The sequence below is a fragment of the Aminithiophilus ramosus genome, assembly GCF_018069705.1.
Classification (GTDB): domain Bacteria; phylum Synergistota; class Synergistia; order Synergistales; family Aminithiophilaceae; genus Aminithiophilus; species Aminithiophilus ramosus.
This window is the reverse complement of the sequence record NZ_CP072943.1, coordinates 829,809-852,635: the sequence shown is the minus strand read 5'-3', so window position 1 is coordinate 852,635 and position 22,827 is coordinate 829,809. Positions and strand designations below refer to the sequence as shown.

The 22,827-nt window shown below is 62.3% G+C and carries 16 protein-coding genes, 1 tRNA gene and 3 pseudogenes; 14 read left to right on the top strand and 6 right to left on the bottom strand.

The window, feature by feature from the left end:
• The first annotated feature begins 46 nt into the window (after positions 1 to 46).
• The gene (gene rsgA / locus KAR29_RS03835) at positions 47 to 1,138 is read left to right on the top strand and encodes a ribosome small subunit-dependent GTPase A (protein WP_274374313.1); all 1,092 of its coding nucleotides are present in this window, start codon (positions 47 to 49) and stop codon (positions 1,136 to 1,138) included.
• A gap of 829 nt (positions 1,139 to 1,967) precedes the next feature.
• Here rsgA and KAR29_RS03830 read toward each other — a convergent pair.
• A pseudogene (locus tag KAR29_RS03830) lies at positions 1,968 to 2,096 on the bottom strand (IS5/IS1182 family transposase); the annotation flags it as partial.
• A 73-nt stretch (positions 2,097 to 2,169) separates the two neighbouring features.
• On the opposite strand from KAR29_RS03830, the pseudogene KAR29_RS03825 reads away from it, so the two are divergent.
• The 7 genes and pseudogenes from KAR29_RS03825 (at position 2,170) to KAR29_RS03800 (ending at position 12,693) form a co-directional block, all read left to right on the top strand.
• A pseudogene (locus KAR29_RS03825) lies at positions 2,170 to 3,734 on the top strand (IS3 family transposase).
• A 199-nt stretch (positions 3,735 to 3,933) separates the two neighbouring features.
• Positions 3,934 to 5,337 (top strand): annotated as a pseudogene (gene brxL / locus KAR29_RS03820) (BREX system Lon protease-like protein BrxL); the annotation flags it as partial.
• 28 nt (positions 5,338 to 5,365) lie between these two features.
• Positions 5,366 to 5,980 (top strand): magnesium chelatase domain-containing protein, encoded by a 615-nt coding sequence (locus KAR29_RS14020; RefSeq protein WP_407649566.1) that lies wholly within the window; start codon positions 5,366 to 5,368, stop codon positions 5,978 to 5,980.
• Between the two features lie 105 nt (positions 5,981 to 6,085).
• Positions 6,086 to 7,534 carry a DUF3375 domain-containing protein gene (locus KAR29_RS03815; protein WP_274374311.1) on the top strand — a complete coding sequence of 483 codons (1,449 nt, stop codon included), beginning with the start codon at positions 6,086 to 6,088 and terminating at the stop codon, positions 7,532 to 7,534.
• Positions 7,531 to 8,151 (top strand): DUF4194 domain-containing protein, encoded by a 621-nt coding sequence (locus KAR29_RS03810; RefSeq protein WP_274374310.1) that lies wholly within the window; start codon positions 7,531 to 7,533, stop codon positions 8,149 to 8,151. The genes KAR29_RS03815 and KAR29_RS03810 overlap by 4 nt, the downstream gene beginning before the upstream one ends.
• Positions 8,144 to 11,509, top strand: a complete 3,366-nt coding sequence (locus KAR29_RS03805) for an ATP-binding protein (protein WP_274374309.1) — start codon at positions 8,144 to 8,146, stop codon at positions 11,507 to 11,509. The genes KAR29_RS03810 and KAR29_RS03805 overlap by 8 nt, the downstream gene beginning before the upstream one ends.
• Positions 11,506 to 12,693, top strand: coding sequence for a DUF3322 domain-containing protein (locus tag KAR29_RS03800; RefSeq protein ID WP_274374308.1), 1,188 nt, complete (start codon positions 11,506 to 11,508; stop codon positions 12,691 to 12,693). Before KAR29_RS03805 ends, KAR29_RS03800 begins: the two co-directional genes overlap by 4 nt.
• 244 nt (positions 12,694 to 12,937) lie before the next feature.
• Here the strand turns inward: KAR29_RS03800 and KAR29_RS14015 are convergent, their stop codons facing one another.
• A complete protein-coding gene (locus tag KAR29_RS14015) occupies positions 12,938 to 13,186 on the bottom strand; it encodes a hypothetical protein (protein ID WP_407649535.1) in 249 nt (82 codons plus the stop codon).
• 171 nt (positions 13,187 to 13,357) lie between these two features.
• Here KAR29_RS14015 and KAR29_RS03790 point away from each other — a divergent pair, with 171 nt between their 5' ends.
• Together KAR29_RS03790 and KAR29_RS03785 are read left to right on the top strand one after the other, a co-directional pair.
• The gene (locus KAR29_RS03790; RefSeq protein ID WP_274374307.1) at positions 13,358 to 14,698 is read left to right on the top strand and encodes a sodium-dependent transporter; all 1,341 of its coding nucleotides are present in this window, start codon (positions 13,358 to 13,360) and stop codon (positions 14,696 to 14,698) included.
• Between the two features lie 230 nt (positions 14,699 to 14,928).
• Entirely contained in the window at positions 14,929 to 15,141 is a 213-nt protein-coding gene (locus tag KAR29_RS03785; RefSeq protein ID WP_274374306.1) for a hypothetical protein, read from the top strand.
• On the opposite strand, the gene KAR29_RS03780 is transcribed toward KAR29_RS03785, so the two are convergent.
• Positions 15,112 to 15,188 (bottom strand) — tRNA-Arg (locus tag KAR29_RS03780). The genes KAR29_RS03785 and KAR29_RS03780 overlap by 30 nt on opposite strands.
• 189 nt (positions 15,189 to 15,377) lie before the next feature.
• Positions 15,378 to 15,869: a xanthine phosphoribosyltransferase gene (gpt, locus tag KAR29_RS03775; protein WP_274374305.1), complete on the bottom strand. Its 492-nt coding sequence runs from the start codon at positions 15,867 to 15,869 to the stop codon at positions 15,378 to 15,380.
• A 165-nt stretch (positions 15,870 to 16,034) separates the two neighbouring features.
• On the opposite strand from gpt, the gene KAR29_RS03770 reads away from it, so the two are divergent.
• The 4 genes from KAR29_RS03770 (at position 16,035) to KAR29_RS03755 (ending at position 20,906) form a co-directional block, all read left to right on the top strand.
• Positions 16,035 to 17,120, top strand: coding sequence for a BMP family ABC transporter substrate-binding protein (locus KAR29_RS03770; RefSeq protein WP_274374304.1), 1,086 nt, complete (start codon positions 16,035 to 16,037; stop codon positions 17,118 to 17,120).
• Between the two features lie 249 nt (positions 17,121 to 17,369).
• Positions 17,370 to 18,935, top strand: a complete 1,566-nt coding sequence (locus KAR29_RS03765) for an ABC transporter ATP-binding protein (protein WP_274374303.1) — start codon at positions 17,370 to 17,372, stop codon at positions 18,933 to 18,935.
• Positions 18,913 to 19,977, top strand: coding sequence for an ABC transporter permease (locus KAR29_RS03760; RefSeq protein ID WP_311135612.1), 1,065 nt, complete (start codon positions 18,913 to 18,915; stop codon positions 19,975 to 19,977). Before KAR29_RS03765 ends, KAR29_RS03760 begins: the two co-directional genes overlap by 23 nt.
• Positions 19,977 to 20,906 carry an ABC transporter permease gene (locus KAR29_RS03755; RefSeq protein WP_274374301.1) on the top strand — a complete coding sequence of 310 codons (930 nt, stop codon included), beginning with the start codon at positions 19,977 to 19,979 and terminating at the stop codon, positions 20,904 to 20,906. The genes KAR29_RS03760 and KAR29_RS03755 overlap by 1 nt, the downstream gene beginning before the upstream one ends.
• Before the next feature lie 166 nt (positions 20,907 to 21,072).
• Here KAR29_RS03755 and panF read toward each other — a convergent pair whose 3' ends face one another.
• Positions 21,073 to 22,548, bottom strand: coding sequence for a sodium/pantothenate symporter (gene panF, locus KAR29_RS03750; RefSeq protein WP_274374300.1), 1,476 nt, complete (start codon positions 22,546 to 22,548; stop codon positions 21,073 to 21,075).
• On the bottom strand, positions 22,545 to 22,820 hold the full coding sequence (locus KAR29_RS03745; RefSeq protein ID WP_274374299.1) for a YhdT family protein: 276 nt from the start codon (positions 22,818 to 22,820) through the stop codon (positions 22,545 to 22,547). The genes panF and KAR29_RS03745 overlap by 4 nt, the downstream gene beginning before the upstream one ends.
• Between the last annotated feature and the right edge of the window lie 7 nt (positions 22,821 to 22,827).

The window sequence follows — 22,827 nt, the reverse complement described above, 5'->3', positions numbered from 1 at the left end:
GCCTCCCAAAAGTTGCGGTACAGACTAACTTTTGGAGGTCAGTTCAGTGAATACGATAAATATGAAAAACCTCGGTCTCAGCGGGAGCCTTCTCGACGAGGCCCGTTCCTTTCGTGACCTTTATGTGGGGCGCGTTCTCTCCCAGTCGAAAGACCTCTATCGGGTCGTCACGGAGAGAGGCGAGGTCGCGGCGGAGGTCTCGGGCAAATTCCGCTTCGACGCCGTGACCCCTTCCGACTATCCGGCCGTGGGCGATTTCGTCATGGTCGACCGCGACGACGACGAGGGCGGAAACGCCGTCATCCACCGTCTTCTGAGGCGGAAGAGCCTTTTCGTCCGCAGGGCCGCCGGAACGGCCAAAGAGGAGCAGGTTGTGGCGGCCAACGTCGATACCGTCTTCGTCTGCATGGCCCTCGGCGGCGACTACAATCTCCGGCGCGTCGAGCGCTATCTCGGTCTGGCCTGGAGCAGCGGTGCCGTCCCCGTCGTCGTCCTCACCAAGGCCGATCTCTGCCGCGATCTGTCCGAGAGGCTGTCGCGGCTGGAGGCCGTCGCCCCCGGCGTCGCCGTCGTCGTCACGTCGAGCCTGACCGACGACGGGTGGCAGGCTCTCCGGAGCTATCTCGGTCCGGGGCGGACGGTGGCCTTCATCGGCTCGTCGGGCGTCGGCAAGTCGACGCTCATCAACCGCCTCGTCGGCCGCGACCTTCTGGCGACGGGTGAGGTCCGCGACGGAGACGGCAGGGGACGGCACACCACGACCCGCCGCGAGCTGGTCGTCCTCGCCGGAGGCGGCGTCGTCATTGACACGCCAGGAATGAGGGAGCTCGCCCTCGAAAGGGCCGACCTCGTCAGGACCTTCGCCGACATCGATGACCTGGCGACGCAATGCCGGTTCCGCGACTGCACCCACAAGGGGGAACCGGGCTGCGCCGTGGCCCGGGCCGTCGCCGACGGTCTGCTCGATCCCGGGCGTCTGGCCGGCTACCGCAAGCTCTGCAAGGAGGCCCTTTACGAGGGGCTCCATTCCCGGCAGGTCGAAGCGGAAAAGATGGCGATGATGTTCGGGACGAAGGGCGCCATGAAAGAGGCCCGCAGATCGGCCAGGGAAAAAAACAGAAGGCGCCAGGGCTACTGACCGGAAGGTCTTTCCCGAAGGCCTGTGGGGACAGTAGAAGAGGGGGAGTCCGTGCGGCTCCCCCCCTTTTGCTGTCGGCCAAAGGGGCCGACCGGTGAGCGACGGCGGGGCCGGTGCCGAGGCAACCCCGGTTTCCGTCTTGCTCCGTCCCGACAAAGGGGGTAAGCGGGAAGAAGGAGGAACGACGAGAGGGCGTCTTGCGGAAGCGCCGGAAGGAAGGTGGCGAGAAACGGGACCGGACCCGAGCTGTGCCATGCCGGAGAGGCCATGGCTCCGAGGGGCGCGCCGCGAGAGAGACGGCGAAAGAGGAAAAATCAACTTGATGTATGTAATCTCCTCAGGCAACAACGATCCTGACAACGGCTGTTCGGACTGTGACGGGGATTTGATTCATGGGGAGCTGGTGGCCTTCATCAACCTGCAATGTAACCTTCCGCATGCCGACCGCTATTGAAGGTTTCCGGCCCGGCGGTCACGGCATGTACAGCGGGTGATGGTGGTGTTTTTGGTAAACAGAAAGGATTTGGACAGAGACTTCATTGGGATAGGCGCGGTTAAAAAGGTGAACATTAGCTTGACATTTTCTCGCCCACCACGTAGTTTTATTCCATATTTAGTCCGAGCAAACTGGATGATAAGGGGTATAGATCACCCAAACCTTAAGGAACCTCTGAAAAAAAGATCCGGCAAGCTCCAACAGTACCTCTTGGTGGCTGAATTCGTGCGCTGTGTGCCCTTTCAGCCTGTCGCGTCAGGCAAGTTGCCTATGTGGAGCTATTCCCGGCTCTTTTTTGCCTTATGGTTGCCGTTCTGCCGGCTTTTGAAGACACTACGCCCTATCCATCTCCAATAAAAGCCTTCTCACCATGTACAGGTTGGACAGGGCAAAAATCACGTGGACATGGCTTGTGTTCTTCTTGAGCCCCTTGTAACGCACCTTGGTGAATCCGAAGACTCGCATCCCCCTATGCCACAATAGTTGTCGCCTCTCCTGAGTAGGTTATGATTGAACTCCAGAGGAGGTGCGCCCCATGAACCACTACAGTCCCGACGTGAAAGAGCAGCTTGTCAAACGAATGATGCCCCCTGAGAACGCCTCCCTCTCGACTCTGGCGCGTGAGACGGGAATCAGCTTCGAAACGCTCAGGCAGTGGAGGAAGAAGGCCCGTATCGAGACAGGTTCGCCCGTCCCCGGCAACGGCCGTCGCCCTCAGTCCTGGTCCCCCGGCGACAAGCTTCTCGCCGTCCTGGCCACGGCGGGGATGAACGAGACGGAACAGGCCGAATACTGTCGATCGAAGGGTCTTTACGTCGAGGAGATCCGTAGCTGGCGCGAGGCTTGCCTCGACGGCCTCGCCGCCGGCCGGGACAGAGACAACGTCAGGGAGCTGCGCGAGGAACTCACGTCGCACAGGGGACGCCTGAAGGAGCTGGAGCGGGAACTTCGGAGAAAGGAAAAGGCCCTGGCTGAAACGGCGGCCCTGCTCACGCTGCGAAAAAAAGCCCAGGCGATCTGGGGGGACGACGAGGACGGTATCTGAGCCTCCCCGATCGCCAGGCGGCCTGCGACCTCGTCCGAGAAGCCTGCCGCCAGGGAGCCCGCAGGGAAAAGGCCTGCGCCGAGCTGGGCCTCACTCTCCGCACCTTCCAGCGCTGGACCAGGGAGGGACAGGTCGCCGAAGACGGCCGCAGGAAGGCGAATCGCCCCAAGCCCCGCTGGAGCCTCACGGAAGAGGAAATCGAAACGATCCGCTCCGTCGTCGACAGCGAAGAGTTCGCCGACCTGCCCCCGAGTCAGATCGTCCCTATCCTCGCCGATCGGGACATCTACCTCGCCTCGGAATCGACCTTCTACCGCATCCTCCGGTCCACGAATCGACAGAACCGTCGCGGCCGGTCCCGAACCGGCTCGCCCAAGGTACCGACGACACACGAAGCCAAAGGGCCCAACGAAGTCTGGTCCTGGGACATCTCCTGGCTGCCGGGCCCCATCGTCGGGCTCCACTACTACCTCTACCTCATCCTGGATATCTACAGCCGCAAGATCGTCGGCTGGGAGATCTGGGAGAGGGAATCGGAAGACCACGCCTCCGAACTCGTCACCCGCGCAGTCGTTTCGGAAAAGACCTTCACGAAACCGCTGGTCCTCCACTCCGACAACGGCAGCCCCATGAAGGGCTCGACCTTCCAGGCCCGCCTTGCGGCCCTGGGAATCCTCTCCAGCAGAAGCCGCCCGAGAGTGAGCAACGACAACGCCTACTCGGAATCGCTCTTTCGGACCTACAAATACCGCCCCGCCTTCCCGTCGCAGGGATTCGCCGGCCTCGAAGAGGCCCGGAAATGGACGGCCGCCTTCGTCCGCTGGTACAACGAAAAGCATCGCCACAGCGCCATCGGCTTCGTCACCCCCGACGCCCGCCACAGAGGCGACGACGTCGAGATCCTGAAGAAAAGAAAGCTTCGCTACGAAAAGGCCCGATCGGCCCACCCCGAACGGTGGAGAGGCAAAACCCGCCGATGGGAATCCATCGGTCCCGTCTTCCTCAACCCCGACAGATCGGGTAAGGAGGAAAAAGCGGAGAAGGACCCCGGCTGAACGATCGCGAAGGAGATGCCGGAAGAGGAAATGTCAACCTGATGCATGCATGACTCTTGGGCGACAACTATATTGACAAACACCGCTCTGTGGTCGTCGAGGACGAGGACATGGAGGGGCGTGAAGCAACAGTGGTCCTGACCGGTGCTGATGGATCGCTGGTTGCGCAAATCGCCACAGTGATTGGTGGAGGTAAGCCATGATTGAAATGGACCAGATCGACAGCAAAGCGGCCTCCTCGCTGGAGGGATACCTGGTCCGGAAGGATCTGGTCCGGACCTTCAGCCGCCAGTTTCCGGTGCCCACCTATGTCGTCGAGTTTCTGCTCGGCCGGTACTGCGCCAGCACCGAGCAGGACGAGATCGACGAGGGGCTCGAGATCGTCCAGCGGCAGCTCAAATCACGAACGGTCAAAGCCGGAGAGGAAGAGCTCTTCAAGGCGAGGACCAGGGAGAAGGGCGAGATCAAAATCATCGATCTCATCACTGCTCGCCTCGATGCGAAGACCGATTCCTATGTCGCCACACTGCCCAGCCTGCGGCTGACCGATGTCCGCATCTGCCCTGAGCTGGTCAACCGGCATGAACGGATGCTGACGGGAGGTTTTTATGCCGAAATCACCGTGAGCTACGATGCGGCCATCGCCCAGGAGACCAAAGGGAGGCCATTCGGCGTCGATTCTCTCCGAGAAATTCAGCTATCCCAACGAGATGTGCTCGATATCCTGGCCGAGGCCCGCAAGTCCTTCACTACCGACGAGTGGAAAGAGTTTCTCCTTCGATCCGTCGGCATAGAACCGAACGGATTGTCCCGCCGGCAACGCGATGCCTTGATGCTGCGCATGGTGCCCTTTGTCGAGCGCAACTACAACCTGGTGGAACTCGGCCCCAGAGGGACGGGCAAGAGCCATCTCTTCCAGCAGGTTTCCCCTTACGCCCATTTGCTCTCCGGCGGAAAGGCGACCGTTGCCAAGATGTTCGTCAACAACGCGACAGGGCAGCGCGGGCTGGTCTGTCAATACGATGTGGTCTGTTTCGATGAGGTCTCCGGCATCTCCTTTGATCAAAAAGATGGCGTGAACATCATGAAGGGCTATATGGAGTCCGGTGAATTCAGCCGAGGCAAGGAGAGCATCCGAGCCGACGGGAGCATTGTCCTCGTCGGGAACTTCGAGGTCGACGTCGAGCATCAGCAGCGCATCGGTCACCTGTTCGGTCCCATGCCGCCCGAGATGAAAGACGATACGGCTTTCATGGACCGAATCCACGCCTTTCTGCCCGGTTGGGATGTTCCCAAAATCAGCAGGGAGCTGCTGACGAATCACTTCGGCCTCGTGAGCGACTTCTTGTCCGAGTGCTGGAGCCAGCTCCGCTATCAGAGCCGGGTCAGCGTACTGCAAAACCGGGTGTTCTTCGGTGGCGCACTGTCAGGGCGTGATACGAACGCCGTCAACAAGACAGTGAGCGGTTTGCTCAAACTCCTCTATCCCGGCGAGGGAGAAGTTCCCGAAGAGGATATCGAGTGGGCTGTCCGCGTCGCCATGGAGGCTAGACGTCGCGTCAAAGAGCAACAGAAGCGCATCGGCGCTGCGGAATTTCGCAACACCCACTTCAGCTACGTGATGGGAGCTGATGGCGTCGAAAAGTTCGTCTCGACACCGGAGCTGCAAAGCGAAAACAGCATCGGTGGCGACCCCCTTGAGCCGGGCCAGGTCTGGACCATCTCGCCAGGTGGGGGGGGGGGAACACCCGGGACTCTACCGTATCGAGATCAACGAAGGCCCAGGTTCGGGCGTCAAGATCCTCAACAAACCCGTGCCGCCGGCCTTCAAGGAAAGCATGGGCTATGCCGAGCAGAACCTCTACGCCCGCTCTATGCAACTGGTCGGGGACAAAGACCCTCGTCACCACGAATTCACCGCCCAACTCCGAGCCTTCGACGCATCCAAGTCCGGCGCGAAACTCGGCATGGCATCCCTCCTTGCGCTCTGCACGGCTCTCTTGAAGAAGAGTGTCCGTGGCGGGCTCATCATCGCGGGAGAGGTCAATTTGGGCGGGTCTATCGAGCCCGTTCACAACGCCGTCACCATTGCCGAGATTGCCGTCGAAAAAGGCGCCTCGGCACTCTTGATGCCCGTCGCCTGCCGGCGTCAGCTTATTGATTTATCCGACGACATGGCGACCAAGATCGATATCCAATTCTATTCCGATGCCCGGGATGCCCTTCTGAAGGCGATGGTGGAGTGACGAAGATGAGCGTCCGGAGTGCAGCCATCCAGGTGTTGAAAGCGGCTGACCGTTGTGCCTCGTTTAATCGGTGCCCTTGAAGTCGGTGCCGAAGAAGATGACGCCATGACTCTCGACTACGCCACATTGGAGCTGCTCCGCCAGAATCACCCGGCCTGGCGGTTGCTCTGTGCCCACCACGCGCCGCTGGTGGCCTCTTTTCTCCACCGAGCGTTCGTCGTGCCCCGTGTTCGGAATCTCTCCCAGGCCGATCTCGTCGAGGCGCTGGAAGACGAGCTCTTCCTCCTGAGGGAGCAGATGGGCGCCGAGGCCTTTCCCGGCACGGCCCAAAGCTACCTGAGCGACTGGGCCGAAAACGACAAGGGCTGGCTGCGGAAGTTTTATCCCGAAGGGACGGACGAACCGCACTATGATCTCACTCCGGCGACGGAGAAGGCGATGGGCTGGCTCGAAGGGCTGACGGAACGGTCCTTTGTCGGCACGGCATCGCGCCTCCTGACTCTGTTCGATCTGCTTCGGCAGATGAGCGAGGGGAGCGAGACTGACCCCCAGGTACGGATAGCCGAATTGGAGAAAAGGCGCAGCGACGTCGACGCCGAAATCGGACGCATTCAGGCCGGTGACATTCCCCTTCTCGATGACACGGCCCTGAGGGATCGTTTCCAGCAGTTCCTGCAGATGGCGCGGGAGTTGCTGGCGGATTTTCGCGAGGTGGAGCACAACTTCCGCCATCTCGACCGGAAGGTTCGTGAGCGCATCACTCTCTGGGAGGGCTCCAAGGGGAAGCTGCTTGAGGAGATCATGGGCGAGCGGGAGGCCATCGCCGACTCCGATCAGGGCAAAAGTTTCAATGCCTTCTGGGATTTCCTGATGTCCCCGTCCCGGCAGGAGGAGCTGAGCCGGCTGCTGGAACAGGTGCTCTCACTGCCGCCCATTGTCGCCATGGAGCCCGATGCCAGGCTCCGACGCGTGCACCACGACTGGCTTGAGGCGGGTGAGCATACCCAGCGGACGGTGGCCAGGCTGTCGGAGCAGCTCCGCCGTTTTCTCGACGATCAGGCCTGGCTGGAAAACCGCCGCATCATGGACATCCTCCACAGCGTTGAAACCCATGCTCTGGCCTTGCGGGAGGATTTGCCGGCAGGGAATTTCGTCTCCCTGGACGAACCTTGCGCAACGATTGAGCTCCCTCTGGAGAGGCCTCTTTACCACCCGCCTCTCAAGGTTTACATTTCCGATAGGGTTTTGGAAGAGGGCGAGGCCGAGGTGGATCTGGCGGTTCTTTACTCCCAAGTCGTCGTCGACCGGGCCGAGCTGACCCGGAATATCCGCTTTGAGCTTCAGGAGCGCAGCCGGGTCAGCCTTGGCGAGGTCATTTCCCGCCACCCTCTCCGCCACGGGCTGGCCGAGCTGGTCGCCTACCTCCAGGTGGCCGCCGATTGGCCTGAGGCGGTCGTCGACGATGACGTGCAGGAACAGGTGACCTGGCTTTCCGACGGAGGAATCCTTCGCTGCGCGGCCTTACCGCGCACGGTCTTGTCGAGGAGAACATGATGGATTACAGCGGCATCGATCCCGTCTCCTTGTCCCAGGAACTTTCATCGGTGGTGATTCCCCTGCTCAAGGGGGTCTTGTACCAGGAGGAAAATCCCCGATCGTGGGCCTCCCTCCTCAACCTGCAGGCTCGCGTTCAGGATTACGTCGCCGTGCTGGGTCTTGAGCTCATTCTCGATGAGGCGGAGGGGTATGCCTTTCTGCGTTCCCGCCGCGATGACGAGGAGAGCCCCGATGATATCCCCCGGCTCGTCTCCCGACGGCAGCTTTCCTACCCCGTCAGCCTCCTTCTCGCCCTTTTGCGCAAGAAGTTGGCCGAATCCGACGCCGGCGGCGACAGGCGCCTGATCCTGTCTCGTGACGAGGTAGTGGAATTGATCCGGATCTTCCTTCCTGCCGGCACCAACGAGGCGAAGCTCGTCGATCGGGTCGATGCCACATTGAACAAGATCGCCGAGCTGGGTTTCGTTCGCCGCCTGAGGGGGCAGGGACAGATGATTGAAGTCCGGCGGATCATCAAGGCCTTTGTCGATGCCCAGTGGCTGGCCGACTTCGATGAGCGGCTGGAGGAGTACCGAAGGCAGCTGGCGGGGCCATTGGTGGACGACGATGAGTGAGTCCCTTGAACTGGAATTCATGACCGATGACAGCCTGGCCGGTTTCCGTCTGCAGCGGCTGGAGGTCTTCAACTGGGGGACCTTTGACGGCAGGGTCTGGACTCTGAGCCTCGACGGAAAGAACGGCCTCCTCACCGGCGAAATCGGCTCGGGGAAGTCGACGCTGGTCGACGCCGTCACGACCCTGCTCGTTCCGAGCCATCGCGTCGCCTACAACAAGGCCGCCGGTGCCGACAGCCGCGAACGGACCCTTCGTTCCTACGTGCTCGGCCATTACAAGTCAGAGCGGCAGGAATCCCTGGGCAGCGCCAAGCCCGTCGCGCTCCGGGATTTCAACAGCTATTCGGTGATCCTCGGTGTTTTCGGCAATGCCGGATACGGCAAGACGGTTACCCTGGCCCAGGTCTTCTGGATGAAAGAGGCGAACGGTCAGCCGACCCGTCTCTATGCCGCCTGTGAGCGCGATCTGTCGATAGCGGCCCATTTCTCCGGATTCGGCAGCGAGATAAGGGGTCTCCGGAAAAAACTGCGCGAAAACGGTGCAGAGATCTTCGACACCTTCCCACCCTACGGTTCCTGGTTCCGGCGCCGCTTCGGCATCGATAACGAACAGGCTCTCGATCTCTTTCATCAGACCGTTTCCCTTAAATCCGTCGGGAACCTGACCGACTTCGTCCGCAGCCACATGCTGGAACCCTTCGATGTCGCGCCGCGCCTGGAGGCACTGATCGGGCACTTCGAAGACCTCAGCCGGGCTCACGAGGCCGTTTTGAAGGCCAAAAGGCAGGTCGAGATGCTGGAGCCGCTGGCGGGCGACTGTGAACGCCACCGAGAGCTGTCGCAAGGAGCCGAGGATTTTCGAGACTGCCGCATTGCTCTCCGCCCCTGGTTTGCCTCACTGAAGCTTGATCTGCTGGAGAAACGTCTCCTCGCGCTGGATGAGGAGTGGGTCCGCCATCGAGCGGCCGTCGGCCGACTCGAGGAGCAGCGACGGGCTCAGGAGGTGCGCAGGAGTGATCTGAAACGCAGCATCGCGGAAAACGGCGGTGGCCGGATCGAGAGAATCGGTTCGGAAACCGAGCGGAAGCGGGAAGAGATGGAACGCCGCAAGAAGGCCGCCGATCGCTACGCCGAGCTCGTTCATGTCTTGGGACAGTCACCGGCGGCGACGGAGGAGGCCTTTCTTCGCCAGCGCTCCGAGATCTCAGAATGGCGCCAGACGACGGAAGCGGCCGAAGACCGCACCCAGAACGATCTCACTGAAACGGGCGCCCTTCTTTCCCGGGAGCGGCCCGAGTACGATCTGTTGAAAAGGGAAATCAACGGCCTGAAATCCCGTGTCAGCAACATCGATGAAAAACAGATCGCCCTGCGCCGCTCTCTCTGCCAGGCCCTGAATCTGGCCGAAGAGGAGATGCCCTTTGCCGGCGAACTCCTCCAGGTCCGCGATGATGAGCGCGACTGGGAGGGGGCCATCGAACGGCTGCTTCACGGCTTCGGCCTCTCCCTCCTGGTCCCCGATCGACATTACGTCGCCGTGGCCGAATGGGTTGACCGGACCCATCTGCAAGGCCGGCTCGTCTATTTTCGGGTGCGCCTGGGGAGCCGAGGCGAGATGCCGTCTCTGGCCCCTCATTCCTTGGCGCGCAAGCTGCAGGTCAAACCGGATTCGCCCTTTTATGACTGGATCGAACGGGAGATAGCCCACCGTTTCGATCTGGCCTGCTGCCTCTCTCAGGAGCAGTTCCGCCGTGAGACGCGGGCCATCACCCGGGCCGGACAGATCAAGGTGCCGGGGGAGCGTCACGAAAAGGACGATCGTCACCGTCTCGATGACCGTCGCCGTTATGTCCTGGGCTGGAGCAACGCCGAAAAGATCGCGGCCCTGGAAGAGGAGGCCCGGGAGCGCAAAAGGCACCTTGACGCGCTGGATCACCGCATCGGAACCCTGAAAAAGGAACAGGAGGCGCTCAAGGAACGCCTTGACACGCTATCCAAGCTTGTAGAATACGTCGACTTCCGCGATCTTGACTGGAAGCCGCTTGCGAAGGCCATTGCCCGGCTGGAAGAGGAGAAACGGCAGCTTCAAGCCGCTTCGGACCTGCTTAAAACCCTCACGGTCCAATTGGCGGCCGTCGAGGAGGAATCAAGGGAAACGGATCGCCAGCTCAAAGATCGAAACGACAGGGCCTCCAAGACGGAGCAGAAGATCAGCGACGCCGAAGAGCTGAAGAGGCAGGCGCAGGAACTTCTTGCCGAAAGGGCAGGGGCGAGTGCGCCGCGTTTCCCTCTGTTGGAATCGATGCGGGAGGAGGCGCTCGGCGGGCAGGTCCTGACCGTCGAATCCTGCGACAACCGGGAGCGCGAAATGCGCGACTGGCTGCAGACCAAAATCGACGCCGAAGAGGCGAAGCTCAAGCGGCTGTCCGAAAAGATCATCAAGGCCATGACCGAGTACAAGAAGGAATGGGTTCTCGAAACCCGCGAGGTCGATGTCCACATCGATGCCGGCCCGGAATTCAAAAGGATGCTCGATCAGCTCCGGGCCGACGACCTCCCTCGCTTCGAAGGGCGTTTCAAGGATCTTCTGAATGAGAACACCATTCGCGAGGTGGCCAACTTCCAATCCCAGCTCGCCCGGGAGAGGGAAACCATCAAGGAACGCATCGCCAAGATCAACGAATCGCTCACCCAGATCGACTACAACCCCGGCCGTTACATCAGCCTTGAGGCGCAGATGAATCTCGACGCCGACATCCGCGACTTTCAGTCCGAGCTGAGGAGCTGCACGGAAGGGGCCCTCACCGGCTCCGAGGAGGAGCAGTACTCGGAGGCCAAGTTCCTTCAGGTCAAGCGCATCATCGAGCGCTTCCGGGGCCGGGAGGAGTTCGCCGAGCTTGATGGGCGATGGACGGCCAAGGTGACGGACGTCCGCAACTGGTTCGTCTTTGCCGCGAGCGAACGGTGGCGGGAAGACGACAGCGAACACGAGCATTATGCCGACTCCGGCGGCAAATCGGGCGGCCAGAAGGAGAAACTGGCCTACACCGTCCTCGCCGCCAGCCTGGCCTACCAGTTCGGCCTGGAGTGGGGAGCCGTGCACTCCCGTTCCTTCCGGTTCGTCGTCATCGACGAGGCCTTCGGGCGAGGCTCCGACGAATCCGCCCAGTACGGACTGCGGCTTTTCGCCCAACTCAACCTGCAACTTCTCATCGTCACTCCCTTGCAGAAGATCCCCATCATCGAGCCTTTCGTCGCCCATGTCGGATTTGTTCACAGTGAAGATGGCCGCGACTCCGTCCTGCGCAACCTGACCATCGAGGAGTACCGCGTCGAAAGGCAGAGAGCGGGAGAATGACCTGGACGACGCCAGCCGATCTCAAGACGCAGGTCCAAAGGCTCTGGGATCGGGGCCTGCTTCTTGCCGCTCTGGCGGGTGGTGAGCCTCTCTTTCCCCGGCGCCTCGTCCTCAAGGGCCCGACCTCGCGGGAGCTGAGCGAACGGTTTCCCGAGGTTCGTGATTGGATCGCCCGGATTTCGGCGGCTTCCGGCCCCTACCGGATCGAATGGCGCACCGTCAATCATCGCGTCCTCGGGGTCAATGAAATCCCCGCACAGATCTGGATTGACAGCCTGGAAGATGCCTTCCGACTGATCGGCAGGCGCCGGGAGGCGGAGCGTTTTGCCGCGCTTCTCGCCCTGACCGGCGAGAGTCGGCCCGAATTGACCGTTTGGCAGGCCAGGCGCCCTCACCGTGCTCTTGAGCTGGCCGAGGAGTGGCCGCGACTGCTGGCCGTCGTCACCTGGTGCCTCAACCATCTCCGTCCCGCCGTCTACCTTCGCCAGATCGACCTCCCCGGCGTCCATACCAAGTTCATCGAGGGACATAAAGCCGTCCTGGCCGAACTGCTCGACCTCGTCCTGCCCGAAGAGGCCATCGATGGGGCCTATGGCGGAGCCTCGGGGTTCTGCCGCCGCTACGGTTTCCTGGACAAACCGTCACGGGTCCGTTTTCGCGTGCTTGACCCCGCCGTCCGCCTTCTGAGGACAGAGGGAGACCACGATATCACCCTGACGGAACGTTCCTTCGCCTCCCTTGATCCGTCCTTTTCAACGGTCTTCATCACCGAAAACGAGATCAACTTCCTGGCCTTCCCCGATGTCCCCGGAGGGATGGTCCTTTTTGGGGCCGGTTACGGTTTCGACAACCTTGCCGGTGCCGATTGGCTCCATCAAAAGAAAATCCACTATTGGGGAGATATCGACACCCACGGTTTTGCCATCCTCAATCAGCTGCGGGGCCTCTTTCCCCACGCCCGTTCTTTTCTCATGGATCAGCAGACCCTTTTGGTCCATCGGTCCCTTTGGGGCATGGAGCCGCAGCAGGAGATGGCGGATCTGGCGAGGCTCAACGATGAGGAGCGTGACCTGTATGATCAACTGCGGTGCCACCACTGGGGCGATCGGGTCCGACTCGAACAGGAGCGGATCGGCTTTGACTTTTTGCTTGATTGTCTAGGTTGCGTCTTCAAAACATCGTAACCAAAATCGTGCAGAAAGCGTATGGAGTAGCATCAGCGATGAACTGCTGGAATGGGGCCGTAGCAACTTTGTCATCATTCTCTCTTCACGGAGGGCAAGACGCGAGATCTGCGACAGAAAACCTTTGCTGACGCCCAGACCTTCGCGAGATAGAGGCAGCCCACCTGGCTGGCGGGAAAAGTTTTTCTTTCGAGCTCAAAACTGTTTTCCATTGGAAATATCTCTGCGCGCTCATCGCCACCTTCTATGCCAAAAACGAACGAGGCCGTCCGCCGGTTGGGTCGAGCGGATGCTCCGAATCCACTTTCTCCAGTGCTGGTTCAAACGCATCTACCGTGGATTGATTTTCATTTTTCTCCATTTTCGACCTATTGCGTATGAACTGGCGTCGCTTGTCTTTCTGCTCTTCCGCGAGTACACTGTTTTGCAATATCGGTTGCGCCCGAGGAGGGACTGGGATGAAGGGTTTCGACAGGGTATCGGTATCGCTCATGATTAGCCTGCTCGGCCTTATTGGCGCCAGGTCCCTTCCTGGAGCGCTTGCCTGTCCGTAGCTTTCAGGCAGCTGAGCTTCAGGCCGGGATCTTCGGATCCCGGCTTTTTTATGGTTCCCTTCCCGCGAAGCGGAGAAGAGGGAGGAAAAGACAGGAGGTCTTTGAGAAGAATGGGACAGAACGACGCACCAAGAGAACAGTGGGGAAGCCGGGTCGGCTTTCTGCTTGCGGCGGCGGGATCGGCCGTCGGGCTGGGCAACATCTGGCGTTTCCCCTACGTTGCGGGCAAGAACGGGGGCGCGGCCTTCCTCCTGATCTACCTGGCCATCGTCTTTTCCATCGGCGCCTCGGTCATGCTCGCCGAACTGGTTCTCGGCAGGGCCTCCAAGCGCAACTCCGTCGGGACCTTCCGGGTGCTCAAGGGCGGAGCCTGGCCGATCGTGGGCTGGATCGGTCTGATCGTCGCCTTCCTCATCCTGTCCTACTACGCCGTGATCGGCGGCTGGACGATGGCCTACATCATCAAGTCCTTCACGGGGCTCATGTCGGCTGATGGAGCCGAAGGGGCCCAGGGGGTTTTCCTTTCCTTCATCGCCAGTCCCTTCCAGGTCATGAGCGCCTTTTTCCTTTTCATGCTGACGGTCTTCTGCATCGTCTACCGCGGCGTCGGTGAGGGCATCGAGCGCTTCGCCAAGGTTCTCATGCCCGGTCTTTTCTTCATCCTGCTGATCCTGATGGCCCGGGCCCTGACCCTTCCGGGAGCGGCCGAGGGCGTGGCCTTCTACCTCAAACCCGATTTTTCCAAGGTGACGGGAGCGACCTTCATCGATGCCTTGGGGCAGGCCTTCTACTCTCTTTCCCTGGGAATGGGCATCCTCGTGACCTTCGGCAGCTACCTCAACAAGAAGGAGAGCATCCCCAAGTCGGTGGCGATGGTGACCTTTCTGGACACCCTCGTGGCCTTTTTCTCAGGTCTCGTCATCTTCCCCACGGTCTTTGCCTTCGGCGTCGACGCCGGCGCCGGTGCCGGCCTGACCTTCATCACCCTGCCGGCCGTCTTTTCTCAGATGTGGGGCGGCGCTCTCTGGTCGGCGCTCTTTTTCTCCCTCCTTTTCATCGCCGCCCTCACGTCGGCCGTCTCTCTCTTCGAGGTCGTCGTCTCCTACGGCATGGACGAGCTACGGTGGAGCCGTCCCAGGGCCAGCGTCGTCATGGGCCTGGCCGTCTTTCTGATGGGCATCCCTTCGGCCCTTTCCAACGGGGCCGTCGACATCCGGCTTTTCGGGCAGGGTTTCCTGGACGGCCTGGACTGGCTCTGCTCCAACATCCTTCTCACCGTCTGCGGCATCCTGATCTGCCTCTTCGCCGGATGGGTCGTCTGCGACAAGGTCAAATCGGAGGTCACCAACGACGGGCAGGTGCCCTTTCCCCTTCTGGTCCCCTGGCTGTGGATCCTGCGCGTCGTCGCCCCGGCGGCGATCATCATCATCATCTACTCGGGGCTGAAGTAGCGGGTCCCTTTCGACGCACGAGGGGGCTCCGGCGGATTTCCGCCGGAGCCCCCTCGTGGTGTTTGCATCTGTTTGGTAAAACGATGTGCCGTGGACCTAGAAAACGGGACAGTGAGCCACGTTGCCGTTGAAGCCGGGCTGTATGATGGGATCCCGAAAAGGAGAGGGGACATCATGGCAGCCAAGGGGGGCTTCACCGAAGTTCAGAAGGGAAAGCGGTCTCCGACGCCATGAAGGCCCGGGCCGTAGAGTTCGTCCGGGGAACCATTGAGCGAGCGACGCCGGAGGAGCTCGTCAACTTCTTCCGCAAGTTCGACTTCAGAGTAACAGCAAAGCCGGATAGCCTCTGCTTCGAGGCCAATCCGGCTCTGTTTTTGTCTGAAACTCTTTCGGAGTTCGCTGATTCAAAATTATGGCGTGCCCGAGGCGATTCGAACGCCTGACCTTTGGCTCCGGAGGCCAACGCTCTATCCAGCTGAGCTACGGGCACGCTTGACGACGGCTATACTACCACGCCGGAGGGGAGGGCGCAACGGCCCCGACGTTTTTCCGTCTCTTCGTCGCGTCGGACTTCGAAGGCAGGAGGCCAACGCTCAAGAAACAGCCCCGTCATTCATCGCCAGGTTGACAATATCATGAACGCCGCTGCAAAGGTTCATCTCTTCGCCGGGCCCCGGCGTCATTCTTCGTGGCGGTTCTGGACGAGGGGTTCGACGAACTGGACCTCCGAGTCCCAGGGGAAGAGGATCCACGTGTCCTGGCTCACCTCCGTGACGAAGGTGTCCACCAGGGGGCGTCCGTCGGGCTTGGAGTAGACGGTGGCGAAATGGGCCTCGGGGAGCATCTGGCGGACCATGCGGGCCGTCTTTCCCGTATCGACGAGGTCGTCGATGATGAGCCAGTTCCTGCCGCCGCCTTCGAGCTTCTTCAGGACCGACATTTCCCCCTGGTCGCGGATGGTGTAGCTCGAGATGCAGACGGTGTCGACGAAGTGGATGTCCAGCTCGCGGGCGATGACGGCGGCGGGGACGAGGCCGCCGCGGACGACGGCGACGATCCGTTCCCATTTCCGTCCCATGTCGAGGAGACGCCACGAGAGGGCCCGGCTGTCGCGGTGAAGCTGATCCCATGAGACGGGGTAGGTGCGGTGGTAGCGGTCCTTGCTTGGCATGCCTTTCGCTCCTTAGGCGTCACGGTATAAGGGGCGGAGAGGCCCGACCCTTTCCTATTATAAGCGAGGTCTTCATTGACTTTCAGGGCTTTTCTCGATAGATTGTTAGTGAATGTTCGGTCAGATCGTCGAAGTACCCATTTTGTGAAGGGGGCGGATCAGGGTATGAGAAAGGGATTGTTGCTGTCGCTTGTCGTCGCGCTTGTGGTCGGCTTTGCCGGCGCGGCCCTGGCCTTCGAGGCCATCGCACCGGAGAATCTGAAGGTGGGCTGGGTCTACATCGGCCCCGTAGGAGACGGCGGGTGGACCTACATGCACGACAAGGGGCGCGTCGCCATGGAAGAGGCCTATCCCGGCGTCACGTCGAGTCTCGTCGAGTCCGTTCCCGAGGGCCCCGATTCGGCCCGCGTCATGGAGACCTTCATCCGCAACGGCGCCAAGGTCATTTTCGCCACCTCCTTCGGCTACATGGACTTCGTCCAGGACGTGGCCAAGAAGTACCCCGACGTCATGTTCCTCCACTGCTCGGGATTCAAGCGCGCCGATAACGTGGGCACCTATTTCGGCCGCATGTACCAGGCCCGCTACCTCTCCGGTCTCGTCGCCGGGAGCATGTCGAAGAACAACGTCATCGGCTATGTGGCGGCCCATCCCATTCCCGAAGTCATCCGCGGCATCAACGCCTTCACCGTCGGAGCCCGCAAGGTCAACCCCGATGTGAAGGTCAAGGTCATCTGGCTCTTCTCCTGGTTCGACCCCGGCAAGGAAAAGGAGGCCGCCAAGGCCCTCATCGACGCCGGCGCCGACGTCATCGCCATGCACGCCGACACGGGCGCCACGCCTCAGGCCGCCGAGGAGGCCGGCGTCTACGTCGTGGGCTACAACAACGACATGTCCAAATACGCTCCGACGAAGCACCTGACGGCTCCCGTCTGGGACTGGGGCGCCTACTACAAGTACGTCGTCGGCCAGGTCACGGCGGGCACGTGGAAGTCGGAGGACATCTGGTGGGGACTCAAAGAGGGCTTCGTCGACCTCGCTCCCTTCGGCGCCGACGTTCCTCAGGAGGTCCGCGACCTCGTGGCCTCCGAGAAGGCCCGCATCGTCGACGGCCAGTGGGACGTCTTCGCCGGGCCCGTCAGCAACCAGAAGGGCGACGTCGTCGTCCCCGAGGGAACGACGATGTCCGATGCCGAAATGCTCTCCATGAACTGGTTCGTCGAGGGCGTCGAGGGCGACATTCCCCAATAGACGCCACTGTACCGCTTCGAGAACGACGGCGGGACGCCTCCTTTTCGGCGCCCCGCCTCTTTTGTCGCTCTGCCTTCGGGACATCGCGGAAAAGCCGGACCGATTCCGTTGAATTTCCCTCTGCGTCTCCGACGCCGCAGGGTGAGGGGATCATGGAGCTTCTTTCTTCTCTTTGGGCTCGCGGTTCTTTCCGATAGAATGGATTCCGTCAGGGCCTGTGAAAAGGCCTGGCGAGAGGATGGTGCGCTCATGACAGCCCCTTCTCCCCTTGTCGATCTGCGGGGAATAACGAAGGTCTTTCTGGGAACGGCGGCCAACGACGGCGTCGACTTCGACGTTCGCCCCGGCGAGGTCCACGCCCTGCTCGGTGAGAACGGAGCGGGAAAGAGCACCCTGATGAACGTGCTCTGCGGTCTTTATCGTCCCGACGGGGGAAAGCTCTTTGTCTCCGGCAGGGAGGTCCGTTTCCGGTCGCCCGGCGACGCCATCGCCGCCGGCATCGGGATGGTTCATCAGCACTTCATGCTCATCCCCGTTCAGACGGTCTGGGAGAACATGATTCTGGGCCAGGAGGGACTCGACTTCGTCCTCGGCAAAAGAGCCATATGTCGGCGCATCGCCGAACTGGCCGACCGTTACGGTCTTCATGTCGATCCCGAGCGGCCCGTCTGGCAGCTCTCCATCGGCGAACAGCAGCGTGTGGCCATCCTGCGCATGCTCTACCGTGAGGCCAAGGTCCTCATCCTCGACGAGCCGACGGCCGTTCTCACGCCTCAGGAGGCCCGTCGCCTCTTCGAGACGCTGACGCGGATGAAGGCCGAGGGCCACGGCATCGTCTTCATCTCCCACAAGCTCGACGAGGTGGCCGAGATCGCCGACAGGGTCACCATTCTCCGCAGGGGGAGAAAGATCGGCACCGTCAGTGCCTCCGGCGTCGGTCCCGAGGAACTGGCCGAGATGATGATCGGCAGTCCCGTCCCTTCCGCCGTGAACAAGCGGAACGTGACGTCCGGCGAGGTCCTCCTCAGGGCGGAGGGGATCTGCGCCAGAGGCGACAAGGATCTCCCCGTCCTTCACGACCTCTCCCTCTCCCTTCGACGCGGCGAGATCCTGGGCCTGGCCGGCGTCGACGGCAACGGTCAGACGGAACTCTGCGAGGCCCTCGTGGGGCTTCGCCCTCTCACCGGAGGTTCGCTCTTTTTCGGTGAAAGGGACATGACGGGAGCCTCGGTCCGCGATTCCCTCGTCTCCGGTATCCGTTACATCCCCGCCGACAGGCGGGGGACGGGACTGGTGCCGACGATGAACCTCCGCGAGAACTATGCCCTGCGTCACTACTGGCGCAGGGCATACGGCAAGGGGCCCTTCCTGGCATGGGAGGCCCTGGCGGGCCAGACGGGACGGGTCGCCGAGCGTTTCGACGTCGTCTCTCCCTCTCTGGGCATCCCCGTTCGCATGCTCTCCGGAGGCAATCTGCAGAAGCTCATGCTGGCCCGCGAGCTCGACGGGGAGCCTCAGGTCGTCGTGGCCATGCAGCCCACCTGGGGACTCGACGTGGGGGCCACGGCCTTCGTCCGCGAACGTCTCCTCGATGCCCGATCGAAGGGGGCCGCCGTCTTCCTCGTCTCCGAGGATCTGGAGGAGCTTCTGGCTCTCAGCGACAGGCTGGCCGTCATCCACAAGGGACGTCTCATGGGCCTTCTCGACGATCCCCGGAAGGCGACGGAGGAGATGCTGGGACTCATGATGGCCGGCAGGCCGCTGGAATCGCTGAAGGAGGAGGCCTGTGACGGTGAAGATCGAAAAGCGCTTTGAAAGCCCCCGGTGGATGGAGTGGGGCCTTCCCCTCATCGCCCTTGCCCTGGCCTTTTCCGCCGGGGCGCTGCTTCTCGTACCCATGGGCGTCTCGCCCCTTGAGGCCTACGGGGCCATGATCCGAGGCTCCCTGGCCGACGGCTACGGCCTCAGCGAGACCGTCGTCAAGGCCATTCCCATAGCCCTTTGCAGCCTCGCCGTCGCCCTGGCCTTCACCATGCTCGTCTGGAACATCGGCGCCGAGGGACAGCTCGTGGCGGGAGCCCTGGCCGCTACGGCGGCCGTCCGCTGCTTCCCCTCGGAACAGGCGCCTCTCATGCTCGGCACGATGATGGTCATGGCGGCCCTGGCGGGCGGCCTCTGGGGGGCCTTCGCCGGCTGGCTCAAGGCCAAGTGGTCCGTCAACGAGATCATCACGACCCTCATGATGAACTACATCGCCATTCTGGGGCTGGAGTACTTCGTCTACGGACCCTGGCGCGATCCTGCCAGCCTGGGCTTTCCCCTGACGAAGGCCTTTCACGGGGCGGCTCGCCTGCCGCAGTTTTTCGGTACCCGCGTCCACGGCGGACTCTTTCTGGCCCTGCTGGCGGCCCTGGCCCTTCATATCGTCCTCCGCTGGACGCGATGGGGCTACGAGATCCGCGTCATCGGCCAGAACGCCCGGGCCGCGGCCTATGCCGGAATGGCCACGTCGCGCCACATCGTCGCCGTCCTTTTCCTCTCCGGCGCCATCGCCGGACTGGCCGGAATGGGCGAAGTGGCAGGCCTTCAGGGGCGTCTCCAGCCGGGATTTTCCGTCGGCTACGGCTTCACGGCCATCATCGTCGCCTGGCTGGCCCGTCTCAATCCCTTCGCCATCCTCGTCGTCTCCTTCTTCATGGGGGCCCTTCTCGTCGGAGGCGACACGCTTCAGGTCGTCATGCGCCTGCCTCTGTCGAGCGTCCAGGTCCTTCAGGGGCTGATTCTCTTTTGCGTCCTCGGCGGCGAGTTCTTCCGCCACTACCGTCTTCGGTTCCACCGAGGGGAGAGTGACGTCTGATGGAGCTTATCGTCCCCATTCTCGCCGCCGCCGTCCGAAGCGGCACGCCCATTCTCTACGCCACTCTGGGCGAGATCGTCACGGAAAAATCGGGCGTCATGAACCTGGGCATGGAAGGGGTCATGCTCGTCGGTGCCCTGACGGGTTTTTCCGTCACCTACCACGGCGGTTCCCCCTGGGCGGGGCTGGTTGCGGCCTTCGCCGTCGGCGCCCTGCTCTGCGCCGTCCACGCCTTTCTCTGCGTCACGTTGGGGGCCAATCAGGTCGTCTGCGGCCTGGCCCTGACCCTCTTCGGCACGGGAGCGAGCTCTCTCGTCGGGCGAGGCCTTGTGGGCGAGACCATCGAAGGTCTCTCGGCCTTTCCCCTGCCCCTTCTCTCCCGTGTCCCCCTCCTGGGGCCCGTTCTCTTCTGCCAGGACGCCATGGTCTATCTGTCTTTCTTTCTCGTCGCCTTTCTCTGGTTCTTTCTCTTTCACACCCGGCCGGGCCTCCATCTCCGCGCCGTGGGGGAGAGCCCGGCGGCGGCCACGGCGGCGGGCCTTTCCGTCCCTGCCGTCCGTTGGGCCGCGACGCTCTGCGGCGGAGGGCTGGCCGCCCTGGGAGGGGCCTATCTTTCCGTCGTCAACAGCCACATGTGGGTCGAGCAGATGACGTCGGGCCGGGGGTGGATCGCCGTCGCCCTCGTCATCTTCGGCATCTGGCATCCGCTGAGATCGACGTTGGGCGCCTACCTCTTCGGCGGCGTGGGCGCCCTTCAGCTCCGTGTCCAGGCCGGGGGGACGAGCATCCCGGCGCCGCTTCTGCTCATGCTTCCCTATGTGCTGACGATCGTTGTCCTCACGGGAATCTCCATCAAGAAGGGAAAGGGCATTCTTCTCGGCGCTCCTGCCGCCTTGGGACTTCCCTTTCACAGGGAGGAGCGCGAGTAGCCTCCGACCCGGCGCCGACGTTCTTTTTCGGGCGGCCTCGAGGCGATGACGAAAGCCCCTGACCGCATCCGGTCAGGGGCTTTCTCTCACAGGGGAAGGGGGCGGCGAAGGGCAGGCAGGTCCGAGGCGGCACGAAGAAGGGGCTTCGGAGACATCCGCAGGAGCCTCAGTCTTCCCAGAAGGGGGCCAGCGTCGCCTCGTCGGGAGCTCTCGTGGCGAGGCTGACGGCGACGAAGACGACGAGGGCGATGGCGAGGGTGGGGACGATGACGTTCATGCCCAGAAAGCGTTTGACGTAGATGGAGAGGAGAAAGAAGGTCGCCACGCCCGTTATCATCGAGGCCAACGCTCCCGCTCCGTTGGCCCTTCGCCAGTAGAGCCCCAGGACGAGGGGCCAGAGGAAGGCCGCCTCCAGTCCGCCGAAGGCGAAGAGGTTGATCCAGACGATGAGCGAGGGCGGCCTGAGGGCCGCACCGAAGACGATGAGTCCCAGAAGGGCCGTCGTGGCGAAACCGGCCCGGCGGAGCGTCTTTTCCGCCGGGATGGAGCGAGGCTCTCCCGGGGCGCCGTAGCGGACGAAAAGGTCTTTGACGAGAGTGGCCGAGGCCAGGAGCAGCTGGGAGTCGACGGTGGACATGATGGCCGCCAGGGGGCCGGCAAGGAAAAGGCCGGCCCAGAGAGGGGGCAGGACGCGAAGGGTGATTTCGGGCATGATGCTGTCCCCCGAGGGGAGTCCGGGGAGGACGGCGCGGCCGAAGACGCCGCACAGGTGCATGCCCAGCATGAGAAAGCCCATGACGAAGGTGCCGATGAGGATGGCCCGGTGCATGGATCGACTGTCCCTGTAGCCCATGCACCGCACGGCCGTGTGGGGCAGGCCGATGACGGCGAAGCAGACCAGGACCCAGAAGGAGAGGATGAAGGGCCTGGAGATGAAGTCCTTGGGGCCGAAGGGCGTCAGGAGGGCCGGGTCGGTCTGGCGGAGGGTCTCCATGATGGGGGTCAGGCCGCCTCCGGCCCGGATCGTTCCCCAGAGGATGGCCACGGTGCCGACGATCATGACGAAGCCCTGAACCGTGTCGGTGAGGGCCACGGCGCGGAAGCCGCCCACCGTGGTGTAGAGGACGACGGAGAGGGCGAAGAGGGCGAGCCCCAGACGGTAGTCGAGGCCCGTCAGGCTCTCGAAGAGGCGGGCTCCCCCGATGAACTGGGCCACCATGGCGGCGACGAAAAAGAGGACGAGGGAGAGGGAGCCGCAGAAGACGACGGCCCTGCTGCGGTAGCGGGCCCAAAGAAAGTCGTTGACGTTGACGGCGCCGATGCGGCGGCCGATGATGGCGAAGCGCTTGCCCAGGACGCCCAAAGTGAGCCAGGCCGTGGGAAGCTGGATCATGGCCAGGAGGACCCAGCCGAGGCCCATGGTGTAGGCCACGCCGGGGCCGCCGATGAAACTGCTGGCGCTGGTGTAGGTGGCGACGAGGGTCATGGCCAGGACGAGGCCGCCCATGGTGCGGCCTCCGATGAAATACTCTTCGAGAAAATTGTCGGCCCTCGACAGCCTCCGGTTCGTCCAGAGGGCCAGGCCGTACATGAGGGCCAGGTAGAGGACGACGGGGACGAGAATGGACGCGTCGCCTCTCATCGCCGGGCCTCGTCGTCGAGGGGCATGTCGCGGAAGAGGAGCTTCACCATGGCCGCGGCGAGGAAGGAGAAAAGAAGAAAGCCGACGATGGCGCTGAGAAAGAACCAGGCCGGGAAACCGGCGATGTAGCGGTAGGTCTCGACGGGGCCCGAGCCGAGGCCGTAGGCCGTGGCGTACCACCAGAGAAAGTTGAGCAAAGCGAGAGCGAGGGCGTAGAGAGCCTCCCTGTCGGCCTGGCGGAAGCGTCCTCGTCCCTTGAGAGGGGCAGCCATGAACGAT